This window comes from Amycolatopsis sp. H20-H5 (genome assembly GCF_035828755.1).
Taxonomy (GTDB): Bacteria; Actinomycetota; Actinomycetes; order Mycobacteriales; family Pseudonocardiaceae; genus Amycolatopsis.
Window position 1 is genome coordinate 33,793 of record NZ_JAYMZS010000070.1, and the last position, 13,357, is coordinate 47,149.

Annotated in this window: 14 protein-coding genes; 2 read left to right on the forward strand and 12 right to left on the reverse strand. The window is 69.3% G+C overall.

The window, feature by feature from the left end:
• Positions 1 to 51: 51 nt before the first annotated feature.
• From QMK34_RS30510 to QMK34_RS30535, 6 genes are all read right to left on the reverse strand, one after another.
• Entirely contained in the window at positions 52 to 1,242 is a 1,191-nt protein-coding gene (locus tag QMK34_RS30510; RefSeq protein ID WP_326417973.1) for an ABC transporter permease, read from the reverse strand.
• The gene (locus QMK34_RS30515; protein ID WP_326417974.1) at positions 1,239 to 2,165 is read right to left on the reverse strand and encodes an ABC transporter ATP-binding protein; all 927 of its coding nucleotides are present in this window, start codon (positions 2,163 to 2,165) and stop codon (positions 1,239 to 1,241) included. The genes QMK34_RS30510 and QMK34_RS30515 overlap by 4 nt, the downstream gene beginning before the upstream one ends.
• Complete coding sequence (locus QMK34_RS30520) at positions 2,162 to 2,710, reverse strand: hypothetical protein (protein ID WP_326417975.1); 549 nt, start codon at positions 2,708 to 2,710, stop codon at positions 2,162 to 2,164. The genes QMK34_RS30515 and QMK34_RS30520 overlap by 4 nt, the downstream gene beginning before the upstream one ends.
• Positions 2,707 to 2,976, reverse strand: a complete 270-nt coding sequence (locus QMK34_RS30525) for a helix-turn-helix transcriptional regulator (protein ID WP_326417976.1) — start codon at positions 2,974 to 2,976, stop codon at positions 2,707 to 2,709. The genes QMK34_RS30520 and QMK34_RS30525 overlap by 4 nt, the downstream gene beginning before the upstream one ends.
• Before the next feature lie 106 nt (positions 2,977 to 3,082).
• Positions 3,083 to 4,624, reverse strand: a complete 1,542-nt coding sequence (locus QMK34_RS30530) for a glycerol-3-phosphate dehydrogenase/oxidase (protein WP_326417977.1) — start codon at positions 4,622 to 4,624, stop codon at positions 3,083 to 3,085.
• Positions 4,621 to 5,187 carry a TetR/AcrR family transcriptional regulator gene (locus QMK34_RS30535; protein WP_326417988.1) on the reverse strand — a complete coding sequence of 189 codons (567 nt, stop codon included), beginning with the start codon at positions 5,185 to 5,187 and terminating at the stop codon, positions 4,621 to 4,623. Before QMK34_RS30535 ends, QMK34_RS30530 begins: the two co-directional genes overlap by 4 nt.
• 109 nt (positions 5,188 to 5,296) lie before the next feature.
• On the opposite strand from QMK34_RS30535, the gene QMK34_RS30540 reads away from it, so the two are divergent.
• Complete coding sequence (locus QMK34_RS30540) at positions 5,297 to 6,916, forward strand: FAD-binding oxidoreductase (RefSeq protein ID WP_326417978.1); 1,620 nt, start codon at positions 5,297 to 5,299, stop codon at positions 6,914 to 6,916.
• A gap of 4 nt (positions 6,917 to 6,920) precedes the next feature.
• On the opposite strand, the gene QMK34_RS30545 is transcribed toward QMK34_RS30540, so the two are convergent.
• The 6 genes from QMK34_RS30545 to QMK34_RS30570 form a co-directional block, all read right to left on the reverse strand.
• Positions 6,921 to 7,511, reverse strand: a complete 591-nt coding sequence (locus QMK34_RS30545) for a gamma-glutamylcyclotransferase (protein ID WP_326417989.1) — start codon at positions 7,509 to 7,511, stop codon at positions 6,921 to 6,923.
• Between the two features lie 44 nt (positions 7,512 to 7,555).
• Positions 7,556 to 8,653, reverse strand: a complete 1,098-nt coding sequence (locus QMK34_RS30550; protein ID WP_326417979.1) for an S-(hydroxymethyl)mycothiol dehydrogenase — start codon at positions 8,651 to 8,653, stop codon at positions 7,556 to 7,558.
• Between the two features lie 78 nt (positions 8,654 to 8,731).
• Positions 8,732 to 8,938: a hypothetical protein gene (locus tag QMK34_RS30555; protein WP_326417980.1), complete on the reverse strand. Its 207-nt coding sequence runs from the start codon at positions 8,936 to 8,938 to the stop codon at positions 8,732 to 8,734.
• Between the two features lie 129 nt (positions 8,939 to 9,067).
• Positions 9,068 to 10,333: a peptidase C39 family protein gene (locus tag QMK34_RS30560; protein WP_326417981.1), complete on the reverse strand. Its 1,266-nt coding sequence runs from the start codon at positions 10,331 to 10,333 to the stop codon at positions 9,068 to 9,070.
• Positions 10,334 to 10,404: 71 nt separating this feature from the next.
• Positions 10,405 to 10,806, reverse strand: coding sequence for a PaaI family thioesterase (locus QMK34_RS30565; protein ID WP_326417982.1), 402 nt, complete (start codon positions 10,804 to 10,806; stop codon positions 10,405 to 10,407).
• Between the two features lie 61 nt (positions 10,807 to 10,867).
• Positions 10,868 to 12,595, reverse strand: a complete 1,728-nt coding sequence (locus QMK34_RS30570; RefSeq protein WP_326417983.1) for a TIGR03767 family metallophosphoesterase — start codon at positions 12,593 to 12,595, stop codon at positions 10,868 to 10,870.
• A gap of 247 nt (positions 12,596 to 12,842) precedes the next feature.
• Between QMK34_RS30570 and QMK34_RS30575 the strand changes: the two genes are divergently transcribed.
• Positions 12,843 to 13,223, forward strand: coding sequence for a hypothetical protein (locus QMK34_RS30575; RefSeq protein ID WP_326417984.1), 381 nt, complete (start codon positions 12,843 to 12,845; stop codon positions 13,221 to 13,223).
• Positions 13,224 to 13,357: the final 134 nt, after the last annotated feature.

Below are 13,357 nucleotides of genomic sequence, written 5' to 3' on the forward strand. Positions count from 1 at the left end.
GAGACGCGGTGCGGGCGTTTCGCTGGTCCGAGCCCGCCGCGCACTCCGGTCCTACCCTCGCAGCGCGTCGGCCAGCTTGATGCGACTGCCGATGCGAAGCACGCTGTTCTGGTAGATCCGGCCGCCGATCCACGTCACCGCCGCGATCGTCGCCAGGGTGAGCAGCACGGACAGGCCGATCTCCCAGCCGGCCGCGCTGCCGGTGGCGATCCGGGCGGGCATCAGGATCGGTGACATCAGCGGGATCAGGGAGACGATTTTCGTCACCGATCCGTCCGGCGACTGGCCGACCAGGCTGAACCCGGCGACGAAAGCCAGGATCAGCACGATGTTCACCGGCCCGACGACGGCCTGGGTGTCCTCCTGCCGCGAGACCAGCGAACCCAGCGCGCCGTAGATCGTGGCGTAGAGGAAGAAACCCAGCAGGAACCACAGGAGTCCCCACAGCAGCGCACTCACCGCCACGCCCGAGATCGTCAGCACGCCGGTCAGCGAGGCGGCGACCAGCCCGACGCCGCCGAGGATCGCGAGCTGTGTCAGCCCCACCAGGCCGAGCCCGATCACCTTGCCCAGCAACAACTGCCACGGCCGCACGGTCGAGAGCAGGATCTCCACCACCCGGCTCGACTTCTCTTCGACGACACCTTGTGCCACCAGCGTTCCGTACGTGATCAGTCCGATGTAGAGCAACATCCCGATCACCAGTGCGAGCACCTGCCGCTGGCCGCTCTCGGCGTCCGCGGGCTTGATCGTCTCGGTGGTCACGTGCGCGGCCGACACCGTTCGGGCCACCTGCGCCGGGTCAAGGCCTGCTTCGGACAGCTGGGCGTTGAGCACCTCCTGGCGCGAGATCCCGTTCAGCACCAGTAGCAGCTTACTGTCCAATTCGGACTTGGAGAGCACGGTGAGATCCGCCGCGGTGCCGGAAAGCAGCGCGTCGATGTCCCCGTTGTCGACTTTCGCACGGCCTTCCGCGGGGCCCGCGATGGTCACCGTCTCGATCTGCTGGCCGGATTGCGTGCCCGCGGTGCGCAATTGCTCGGCGATCCCGGTCGCCTGCCCGGTCAGTCCCACGGTGCTCTTGCCGGACGTGCTCGCCAGCGACATCTGCAGCAGCAGATATCCCACCAGCAACACCAGCATGACCGCGGTCCCGACGACGAACGACCGCGTGCGCAGCCGGGTGTTCAGTTCGCGTTTCGTGACGAGCCAGACCGCGCGCCTCGAAGTGATCGTCTTCATGTCGTTGCCCCCTGGCCCACCGGCTTCTCCGCCACCGCGTCACGGAAGAGCTCGGTCAGCGAACGTCGTCGCCTGCTGAATTCGGTCACCGGGCCGGTCGCGAGCGCGGCGGCCAGCACGGTCTGGTCGTCGCTGCCGGAAGTCAGGCCCAGCACCGTGGTCGCGCCGTGGGTCTCCAGCACCTGGACCCCGGGCAGCCCGGCCGTCCAGCCCGGCGGCGCGGCAGGCGCGGTCACGACGAGCTTGCTGCCAGCCCGCGCCGTCAGGTCGCCGACGCTGCCGGTGGCCACCATCTGTCCACTTCGGATGATGCCGACACGGTCACACAGCCGCTCGACGAGATCGAGCTGGTGACTCGAGAACACCACCGGGACACCGGTGGAAGCCTTCTCCCGCAACACTTCGCTCATCACGTCGACGGCCAGCGGGTCGAGCCCGGAGAATGGCTCGTCGAGCACGAGCACGCTCGGGTCGTGCACCAGTGCGGCGGCCAGCTGGACACGCTGCTGGTTGCCGAGGCTGAGTTTCTGCACCTCGTCGTCCCGTCGCTGTGCCAGCCCGAGCCGCGCGATCCAGTTCTCCGCGCTGCGGTGGGCGTCGTTCGCCGAGAGCCCGTGCAGCTCTGCCAGGTAGACGAGCTGTTCGAGCACTTTCATCTTCGGGTACAGGCCGCGTTCTTCCGGCATGTACCCGATGTGGGTGCGGGTCTCGTGTGTGATCGGCCTGCCGTCGAAGCGGACTTCCCCCGAATCCGCCCGCAGCACCCCCAGTGCGATCCGCATCGTCGTGGTCTTGCCCGCGCCGTTGCTGCCGACGAAACCGAACAGCTCGCCGGCGCGGACGTCGAAGGTGACCTCGTCCAGCACCGTCCGTGTGCCGTAGCGCTTGGAGATGTGGTCGATCTGCAGTGTGCCCTCTGTCATGGTGCTTCCCCCTCTGCGATGAAGTCCTCTGGGTCGTCGTCCGGCAGTGACCAGCCGAGCACCCCGGTCGGCACGGTGGCCCCGCCGATCAGCAGCGCGGTGATCATGATCGCCCCGCGGTAGGCGCTGTCGGCCTGCTTCGCGATCACCAGCAGATAGATCACCCCGGCGATCATCAGATAGGCCAGGGTCTGGTAGCCGACGTAGGTGACCCGGTGCCGCCACTCCCGTTCCCGCTCGTCGAGCTGCCGCGAGAAGCTGCTGCTCATCTTGCCGGTCAGGATCCGCAGCAGGTGGTGCGGCACCCCACCGAGCACGCAGCCGCCGAACCACAACACGGCGAACACCCACTGCTCCTGAGCGCGGAGCACCGCCGCACCCGCGATCAGGAGCAGATCGCCGACCATCACCAGCGCGACCAGCTGACGACGGCGTTTCCTGGTCCGCCAGGTGGGCAGTTTCTTCGCCCGCTTGGCTTCCAGCTGCTCTATCCTGCCCAGTTGCGCCTCCCAGTAGGCGGCGAAGCGGCCTGGTTTCGCTGTCATTTTCCCCCCTCGCGATAGACCTGAGTGGACAGTGGCGTGAACGGTTCGCGGCTGAACACCGCTTCGACCGGCAGGTCGAACACCGCGCAGATCCGGAACGCCAGATCCAGGCTCGGGTAGTGGTCCCCGCGCTCCAGCGCGCCGATGGTCTGTGGATTGACCTCGACGGCCGCCGCGAGTGCGGCCCTGCTCAGCCCGCGCTCCGCCCGGAGCACGGGGAGCCGGTTGTGGATCGGCAGTTCTTCGCCGCGTCGTACCGGGCTCATAGAACATACTGTTGCAAAAACCCAACGACTCGTCAAGTCTTGCGAACGCTGCCGCACGATTCGTCGACGAGTCGCGGTCCGACGTTCGCGGACACGTGTGGGTGGGTCAGGTGAGGCCGGTGAGGGATTTGGCGACGAGTTCGCGGACGCGGGGTTCGGCGGCCGCGGCGTCGGCCGCGATGAGGGACAGGCGGGTGCGGCGCTCCAGGACGTCTTCGACGTCGAGCGCGCCCTCGTGCCGTACCGCCCAGACGACCTCCGCCGCCGTGATCTCGGTGCCCGCGTGCAGCGGCCTGCCGAGCTCCTTGTCGACCTCGCCCAGCGCGGCGACGCGGGGTGCTTCCGTGCCGTACTTGGCGATCAGCCGCGCCGGTGCATCCACAGTGGACAGACGCACTCGCGGCGCCGCGCCCAGCAGCGGCAGCCGCGTCGTCCTGGACGGCCCCGCGTGCAGGCCGGACGCCTCGAGCGCGGCGTCCACCGCGTCCTGCGCCATCTTGCGGTACGTGGTCAGCTTGCCGCCGACGATGGTCAGCACGCCGTTCGAGCTGGTCAGCACCGCGTGCTTGCGGGAAAGGTCGGCGCTGCGCCCGTCCGGGCCCGCGACCAGCGGCCGCAGCCCGGCGTACGAGCCCGCGACGTCCGCGCGGGTGAGCTGCCGGGCGAGCACCGTCGACGCCACTTCGAGCAGGAAGTCCACATCGGACTCGGGCACCGAAGGCACGCTGGGGAGCGGGCCGTCGAGCGGCTCGTCGGTGAGGCCGAGGTACACCCGGCCGTCGGGCTGCGGGAGCAGGAACACGAACCGGTTCCGCTCGCCGGGCACCGGGATGTTCACCGAGGTCTCGCCCACCCGGACGGTCCCGGGCGCGAGCACCAGGTGCGAGCCGAGCGACGGCCGCAGGCGCACCGAATCGACCAGTTCGCCAGCCCAGACCCCGGCCGCGTTGAGCACGCGCCGGGCGCTGATGTCCAGGGTGGCGCCGGTGAGCGTGTCGCGCGCCCGGACGTGTTCACCGTCGAGCTCCAGTGCCTCGACCCTGGTCAGGATCTTCGCGCCGAACGACGCCGCCGTCCTGGCGAGCGTCACCACCAGGCGCGCGTCGTCGATCAGCGCCCCGTCATAGGCGAGCAGCGCGCCGCGCAGCCCCGTCCGCGAGAGTCCTGGCGACAGCGCGAGCGCCTCGGCGACCGGGATCGTCCGTGGCGGCGGCAGCACCGACGACGGCGTGCGCGCCGCGCGCCGGAGCCCGTCCCCGGCTCGCAGACCGGCCATGATGAAGGCCTGCTGGCCGCGGGAAGTCTTGGCGTACATGGGAAACAGCTGCGGGAGCGCGCGGGTGAGGTGCGGGGCCGTCCTGGTCATCAGGATGCCGCGTTCCACGGCGCTCTCGTGGGCCAGTGCGAGGTCGCCCTTCGCCAGGTAGCGAAGGCCGCCGTGGACGAGCTTGCTGGACCAGCGCGAGGTGCCGAACCCCAGGTCGTGCGACTCGATCAGCGCGACGGACAGGCCGCGGGCCGCCGCGTCGAGCGCTATGCCCGCGCCGGTCACCCCGCCGCCGACGACGACGAGATCGACCTGCTCACCCGAGGCGAGCTGGTCGAGCTCGCGCTCGCGGCGCGGCGCGTTGAGCGAGCCGTTGATCACGGGCGCAGCATCGCGTCGAGCACGTGCGTGAACTCTTCCAGCAGTGCGGCCTCTTCGAGACCGGCCGAGGCGGGTCGCAACGAGAAGGCGAAGGACTGGAGCACGAGCAGCACGGACCTTGCCTGCGCGAGCAGGTTCCGCGCCTGGCGGATGGAGCCGTCGTCGTGCCCGGACTGCAGCAGCTGCAGGATGACCTGCTCGGCGAAGTGCTGGGTGGCGCCCAGCCGCTCGACGATGTACGGCAGGAGCAGCTCGGCGTCGACGTCGAGCAGCGTGCGGAACAACGGATCGACCGAGAGGGCGCCGACACCGGCCGACGCGATGAGGACCAGCCTGTCGCGGCTGGTCGCGGCGTCCATGCCCTGCGAGCTTGCGCGCTGCAGGAGGCCGCCGAACTCGCGGGTCATCAGTGCGGCGAGCACGCTGCGGACGTCGGGGAAACGCCGGTACACCGTCATCCGGCTGACCTTGGCCGTGCGGGCTATCTCGGCGAGGGTGGTCCGGCGGACGCCGACGGCCAGCACGCATTGCCGCGCGGCGTCGAGGAGTACGTCGTCGGACACGCGTGTCGAGGCCTGGCGGCTCCGGGTGTCGGCGAGCGCGCTGGCGGTGTTTTCTGGGGCTCCCGGAGAGATGGAGTGACGTTTGACGTCCATATGTAACACTGTAGTCGTGAACGAGCTCATTGACCACCGAATTAGGCGCTCTTGGGCGGCCGAAGGCAGCGGTTCCGCTCCTTTGCCCGCGAAAGCGTTGAAGTGGCTCCGTCAGCGTATCGGGCCGGTGACTCCTGGTGTGAACGTCAGGCCCGATTCGGCGCTCGAAGTGCCCCCTTCGCGGCTCGAGGAAACGGTCAAACAGCAGCTTTTCGACCTTGTCGGCACGAAGTATGTGCTGCTCGACGGCAGTGAGCGGCTGGCCAGGGCGGGTGGACTGTCCTATCTGGACCTCCTGCGCCGTCGGCTGGCGGAGGAGCTCCCGGTGCCGGACGCGGTGGTGCTGCCCGCGGATCCGGACGAGGTGCAGGCCGTGGTCGACGCCTGCGTGCGCCACGACGTCGGCCTGGTGCCGTTCGGCGGCGGGACCTCGGTGGTCGGCGGGGTCGCCGCGCTGCGGGGCGAAAAGAAGGCGGTCATCGCGCTCGACCTGGCCCGGCTGGACACCCTGGTTTCGGTCGACCCCCTGTCACGGATCGCGGTCCTGCGGGCCGGGGTCCGTGGGCCCGAGGCCGAACGGCTGCTCGGCGAGCACGGGTTCACGCTGGGCCACGTGCCGCAGTCCTTCGAACGGGCGACGATCGGCGGGTTCGCGGCCACCCGTTCGGCTGGTCAGGCGTCGTCCGGTTACGGGCGGTTCGAGGACATGGTGAGCGGGGTGCGGCTGGCCACCCCCCGCGGTGAATGGCGCCTCGGCGTCGCGCCCGCGTCGGCGGCGGGGCCCGACCTGCGGCAGCTCGCGGTCGGCAGCGAGGGAGCGCTCGGCGTGATCACCGAGGTCGCCCTGCGGGTGCGGCCGAAGCCGTCGGCGAGCCGGTACGAGGGCTGGGTGCTCGACGGCTGGGAGGCGGGTTCGGCGGCCGTGCGGCGGCTCGCCCAGCGGCACGTGCTGGCCGACGTCACCCGGCTGTCCGATGTGGATGAAACCGAGGTCTCGCTGGCGCTCAACTCGGGCTGGAAGACGTCGGCGCTGCGCGGGTATCTCAAGGCGCGCGGGGTGAAACAGCCCTGTCTGCTGATCGTCGGCTGGGAGGACGGCTCCGAGGCCGAGGTCCGGGCGCGCCGAAGGCGGACGGTGGCGGCGCTGCGCTGTGCCGGGGCGCTGCGCATCGGCCGGGTGCTCGGCGATTCCTGGCGGCGGGGGCGGTTTTCCGGGCCGCGCCAGCGTGACGTCCTGATGGACCATGGCGTGTGCGTGGAGACGCTGGAAACCGCGGCGCACTGGTCGAAGCTGAGCGAACTCCGGGACGTGGTGCGGGCCGCGCTCACCGCGTCACTCGGCCCGGTGATCGTGATGTGCCACGTCTCGCACGCCTACGAAACGGGCGCCTCGCTGTACTTCACCGTGCTCGCCGCACGTGACGACGTCGATCCGATCGGGCAGTGGCGGCGCGCCAAAGCCGCGGCTTCGGAAGCGATCACCGGCCTCGGCACGATCTCGCACCACCACGCCGTCGGCGTCGACCACGCGCCCTACCTGGCCGCCGAGATCGGTTCCCTGGGCGTCGAGGTCCTTCGCGCGGCGAAGGCCGCCGTCGACCCGACCGGCATCCTCAACCCCGGCAAGCTCATTTAACTGATCAGGGGTAGGTGCGGCCGTCCGGGTGGGGGAGGTGCGTGCAGTCGAGGCCGTGGGAGGGGGCCGGGACGCCGTCGAGTGCGGCGGCTTCGGCCTGCGCGACGTCGGCGACGCGCACCATCTGGCCGTCGACCAGCAGCGGGAGGCGGATGTCCGCGGCCGCGACGTACGCCAGGACGTCGTCGACGCGCATGCCGTCGTCGTCGAGGGCGATCTCCGTGTTGTGCAGCCGCGCCAGGTGGTAGCGCCCGCCGCGGCCTTCGCACACGTCGAGCACGGCGAGCTGCTCCGGCGTGGCGAACCAGACGGCGTGGTACTCGACCACGTCCGGCATCGCGGCCAGCGTCGCCGGACGCTGGTTGTCGCGGTACCGCAGCCCGGCCGCCCAGACCGCGGCGAGCCCGGTGCAGCGCACCCTGGCCACCACGACCGGCTCGGCCAGGCCGAGCTCTTCGCGTAGCCAGGTGATCTTCGACGGGCACGCGTTCGAGCCGTACGCCAGCACGGCCTGGCGCTCGCGCCAGCCCTCTGGGGCCTCTTCGAGCGGGTGGCCCGCCTTTTCGAAATGGACGTACGAGCACTCCGGCCGAATTCCTGGGTAGGGCTCGGCCGGGTACTCGTCGTCGGTGAAGAGAATCAGAACGTCACCACGCTGCGGAGGACGTCACCCTGGTGTATGCGCTCGAAAGCCTGCTCCACGCCGTCCAGCGCGATCCGCTCGGTGACGAACTTGTCCAGCGGCAGCTTGCCCTGCAGGTACAGGTCGATGAGCACCGGGAAGTCGCGCGAAGGCAGGCAGTCGCCGTACCAGGACGACTTGAGTGAACCGCCGCGCGAGAAGAAGTCGATCAGCGGCATGTCGTCGAGCCGCATCTCCGGCGTCGGCACGCCGACGAGCACCACGGTGCCCGCCAGGTCGCGGCCGTAGAACGCCTGCTTCCAGGTTTCCGGGCGGCCGACGGCGTCGATCACCACGTCGGCGCCGAACGAGTTCGTGCACGACTGGATGCCCTCGACGACCTCGTCCTGGCTCAGCCCCTTGCTGTTGAGCGTGTGCGTGGCGCCGAAACCCTTGGCCCACTCCAGTTTCCGGTCGTCGGTGTCGATCGCGACGATCGTGGTCGCGCCCGCCAGCCGCGCGCCGGCGATGGCCGCGTCACCGACGCCGCCGCAGCCGATCACCGCGACCGAGTCGCCCCTGGTGACCGCGCCGGTGTTGATCGCCGCGCCGAGCCCGGCCATCACGCCGCAGCCGAGCAGCCCGGCCACCGCCGGCTCGGCCTCGGGGTTGACCTTTGTGCACTGTCCACTGTGGACGAGCGTCTTCTCGAGGAATGCGCCGACACCCAATGCGGGGCTCAGCTTAGTGCCGTCAGTCAGCGTCATCGGCTGCGTGGCGTTGAAGGTGGAGAAGCAGTACCAGGGCTTTCCGCGCTTACAGGCGCGGCACGTGCCGCAGACCGCGCGCCAGTTGAGGATCACGTAGTCGCCGGGCGCGATGTCCGTGACGCCCTCGCCGACCGCCTCGACGTGCCCGGCCGCCTCATGCCCGAGCAGGAACGGGAACTCGTCGTTGATGCCGCCCTGGCGGTAGTGCAGGTCGGTGTGGCAGACCCCGCACGCCTTGACCGAGACCACCGCTTCGCCGGGGCCCGGATCCGGCACGAGGACGGTCTGCAGGGAGACCGGCTCACCCTTGGCCCCTGAAACGACACCCTGGACCTCGTACGGCATGTCCGACCACCTTCCCGCGGCGTTGCTGACCCCCGCAGCTAACCACGGATCATGCGGCTATCGCGACACCCGCATGAGTTACCGCGGCTGCTCCACGAGCGGGCGCGGCCGGTCGACCAGCTCCGTGTTCGGCGCGTTGATCACCACCTCGGGTTCTTGCCTGGGTGGTATTGGTACGCCTCCGGGCAGGTGATTGGACTTGCCGGTGAGGTCGAACCGGTCCAGCAGTGTCGCGGTGGCGGCCTCGTAGACCCGGTACGAGTTCGTGCCCGCGCGGATTTCCAACGTCGAAGGGGCCGTCGATGGGTCCGTCGCACACGCCCGGCGCAGGGCTCACCTCCCGATCGTCCGGCCGCTCACTGAGTGTGGGCGGCCGGGGTGGACCGGGTCCAACGCCTGGCCGTTGGCCGCCGGTCAGCGCGGAGTGATGATGTACACCACGCCGCCGGGGCCGCCCGCGACGCTGCCGCTGGCGGTGTGGCGCTTCGTGCGCTGCCAGATCTTCTCGAACTGGGCGCGCTTGTAGACGTTGCGGACGCGGTCGTTGCTGCTCGACGCGGGGTCGTTCGCGATCACGTCGCCGTCCTTGGTGAAGCCGACGACCACCATGATGTGGCCGGACGTGCCGTACCCGGCGCCGTCGAGCTCGCTGGAGAGGAACGACTGCGAGGTGATCACCGGGATGCCCCGCGCGATGTAGTTCTCGAGCTCGTTGAGCGAGTGCAGCCGCGTGATGTGGCCCTTCAGTCCGAGCGAGGCGGCGTACGCCGTGTTGAACGGCCAGTTGCCGGTGCCGTCGTAGGCGTAGTCGAAGGTGTATCTGGCCGCGTAGGCGACCGACGGGTCGACGTAGTCCTTCGGGATCCACGTCAGGTCCGCGGGCTTCGGGCCCTTGCCCCAGTACTCGGCGACCATCTCGGTCGACGTCGGGCTGCACCAGTTCTCGCCGCCGCCGCCGTACTCTGGGAACTGTCCTTTGTGGAGGTTCTGGGCGTAGGCGGGCACCTTCAGCTCGATGCCGGTCGCGCGGCCGGGCTTGGTCGCGGCGACGTCGAACCGGTCGGGCACCTGGGAGGTCATCGCGCCGAGCGCGGTCACGGTCGGCGTCGCGCGCGAGCCCACTTCGCGGTACAGGCTGATGCGCAGCTTGTACGAGCGCAGCGTGACACCCGTCTTCGTGCTCAGGGTGTCGACGTCGACGGACGCGTTGGCGTCATCCTGGCCGTCGACGCTGGTGCGCTGGATGTCGGCGTCGCCGCTGGCCCACCGGCCCAGCACGTACCAGGTCGTCTCCGCGCCGGCGGCCGTGCGGCCCTGCGCCTCGACCTGCAGCCAGGTCCCGGCCGGGGTCTTCGCGTTCCACGACGCGATCAGCTGCGTGGCGTCGAAGCCCTGCCGGTGACTCGGCGAGGTCCAGCGGCCGTATTCGTACTTCCTCGTGCTGCCCAGCTTCGTTTCCGTGTGCTCGACGGTGCCCGCGGGCCGCGCTATCCGCAGCCCGTCGTGGTCCGCGGCCAGGCCTTCGAGCTTGCCGTCGTGGAAGTCCCTGCTGTCGGACCACTCGTGGTAGTCGACCTGTTCGTCGTCGCCGGGACGGCCCGGCTGGGCCTGCGCGACCTGCGCCGTCACCGCGGCCATCAGCGCGATGGTGAGCAACGTGACCAACCGGCGTATCCGCATTCTGGCTCCAACCCTCGTCCACCCAGTAGCCAGAGATTTTCGCTGTTCGGGCCGGGTATGTAAACAGTTCCCTAGAGGACAGCCTGAGTCTGTGTCACTTTCGCGACCAACTGGCCTTCGACGTCGTGAATCTCCGTCTCCACCACGATGACCCCGCGCCCGGCGTGCAGTGGTCTAGACGTCGCAACGGCATAGCCCGATCGGACGCCGCGCAGGAAGTTCGTCTTCGATTCGATGGTCGTGGTGCCCTGTCCGCCTTCGGGCAGGTTGAGGAACGCGCAGACGGCGCCGGTCGCGTCGGCGAGCGACATCAGGACGCCGCCGTGCAGCGCCCCGCCGAGGGTGCACAGCGTTTCGTCCCAGGCGAGGCGGCTTCTGACCAGCGCGGGGGTGTGTTCGAGTACCTCGACGCCGAGTCGTTCGGTGAAGGGCATGGACCGGTGGAACAGCTGGGTGCCCGCGATGTCGGTCATGCCGCCCAGCGTGCCGGAGCCCGTGCGCGACGTCGATTACGCCGGAGGTAATAGTCGAAGGTCAGCTCAGGGGGTTCGGCAGGAGCAGTTCGGTGTTCTGGTCCGTCGCCTTGCCCAGTCGGCCGAGGTCGGTGTGGATGTCGTTGTAGGACAGCTCGCGATACAGGGACGCAAACGCTTGCGGGGTGCTCTCCGCGTAGTCAACGGCGTACGGCGCCTCGGCCTCGATCAGGGTGGTGAACAGCGACAACGTGCCGTCCGCGTTGTCGGCGATCTCGAGGACGCGGGCGTGCTGGGGGAAGTCGACGTGCGAGGCGGTGTTGATCTCCCAGAAGCCCTGTTTCGGTGTCTTGCCGGGGTGCGGGGTGATCTTGTTCAGGTGGGTGTGGCCGTTCACCCAGGCGAGGACGTTGGGGAAGCGGTTGAGCAGGCCCACGAACGTGTCGCCGTTGAGCCGCGGTTCCAGCAGATGGCGCGAGTCCGGCAGCAGGTTGCCCATGGTGTCGCTGGTGTGGTGGCTGAACAGGACGAACAGCTCATCGGTGACCTGCTGGGTGACCTTGCGGCCGAAGAAGTCGTAGTACGCCGAGCTGCCGCGTTTGAGCGTGTTCTCCACCCAGCCGAACTGGCCGAGCCCGATCGAGCCGTCCGCGAAGCCGCCGAGCGTGGTCGTGTCGAGGCTGATGCCGGTGATCCCCGGCGCGATGCGGAAGGTGTAGTAGACGTTGCGGCCGTCGGCGTTGTCGCCGGTGAAGCCGTGGCCCTCCGGGCCGGGGCCGGTGCGCGCGGTGTCGAGGTGCGCCTGGACGAACTCGGCGGTGGTGAACGGGCGGCGGCGCGCGTCGGGGGTGACTTCGCGGATCGTGCCGGAGCCGCCGAACAGCTCGCCGATGGGCAGGCCGGAGCCCGGTTTGGCGATCGCGGCGGCGAGTTTCCTGGTCGTCGTCTCGTCCTTGCCGATCACCTTGAACCGGCCGGTGTAGAGCGCGTCCATGCCGGGGATGCCGTCCGGCAGCGTGCCGACGACGCTGTCGTCGTGGTTGCCGAAGGTGCAGAACCACGGGACGTCCAGTCCCGGCGCGGTGAAGGTCGCGGTACCGGCGGTGAGCAGGTCCGGGATCTGCGGGAAGCCCTTCGCCGTGTACGCGTCGTTCAGCGGTTTGCCGGGGTTCCAGTACGTCGATGAGCCCGACGACTGGACGCCTTCGTAGCGGTTCGAGTCGCCGGAGTTCGGGGTGATCGTGGCGCCGTTGAGCACGCCGAGGAACCAGTCGAGTTCGAGGTGCTCGTGATTGTCGGTGTTGTCGCCGGTGGTGACCATGAAGTCGAACGGGCGGCCGGTGAACGGGCCCTGCCGCAGGCTGTTGACGCGCTGCACCAGCGCGCTGGTGGCGACTGTGCCGAGCGCCTCCTGCGGCCGGTGCGCGGAGCCGAGGTACGGGTGGAGGTACTCGAAACGGGCAGGGCTCTCGGTGTCGGTGATGTGCAGGTCGGTGAACTGGACGAACGACGCGAGCGCGCGGCGGCGGTCGTCGCGCCCGGCGCTCGGCGCGGCGAGGTCGCCGCGGACGGCCAGCGGCCAGCCGGGACCGGCCGTGAGGCGGCTGTACTTCGGGCCGGAGACGAGCGGGGTGGCGACGGATTCCAGTGTCGTCCCGGTGGTCGAGACCGTGCGCGACGCGGTGCGCCGCAGGGCGCGGTCCAGTGCGTTGGCGGTCGGGGTGCACAGCAGCAGGCCCAGCCCGGCGGTGCTCGCGGTGACGACGGTCCGTCGGGTCAGCTCGGCCATGTTCTCCCCAGTCGCTCGTGGTCAACGGCCTGCATGGTGCCGGACGAGGTTAGCCGGGCGGTGAACTGCGGGGAAGCGTAACGCGAAAGTTAGTCACGTTTGGCCCAGGCTGCGACGCGTGGCCTCCGTTCGGTCGCGTGGGTCTTTGTTGTCGGTGGTCGTGGTTAGCCTGGGGCGACGTTCGAAGGGGAGGTGGCCCGTGGGGGCTTCATGCTGGGCGTATCGCGGTGCGTACGGGGGTGATCCGATGGCGACGTTGCGGGAGATCCGGGACCGGATCTTCGCTGCGGGCGATTACCTCTGGGAGGAGGACGAACCGCGTCCTGGCTCGGTCGAGGAGCTGTTCGAGAACCCTGACGTGCAGGAGGAAGGTACGCATTCGGCGTTGGATGTCTACCGGTTCATCGGTCAGAGTGACCAGGATGATTTCGGTACCGTCAAGCATCTCACCGCGGACGAGCTGACCGCCGCGTTCGGCACACAGAAGCCGTCTCCCGCCGACTATGAGCGGTTGGTGGCAGCCAACGGTCTCCCGTACGACAAGCCGCGATGGAGTGCGGGCTGCGCTTTCCTCTACCAGGATGGCAAAGCGGTCGAGCTGGCGATTTGGGGGCATACCGGTGATTAGGAAACGGCCTAGTGTCCTGCGTCGGAAATTCGTGAGATATACCGGGCGAGGGAGTGGAGGATCTCCTCGGCGGTCTTGACCCATACGAATGGTTGGGGGTTCTCGTTCCAGTTCTTGATCCAGTCGCGGATGTC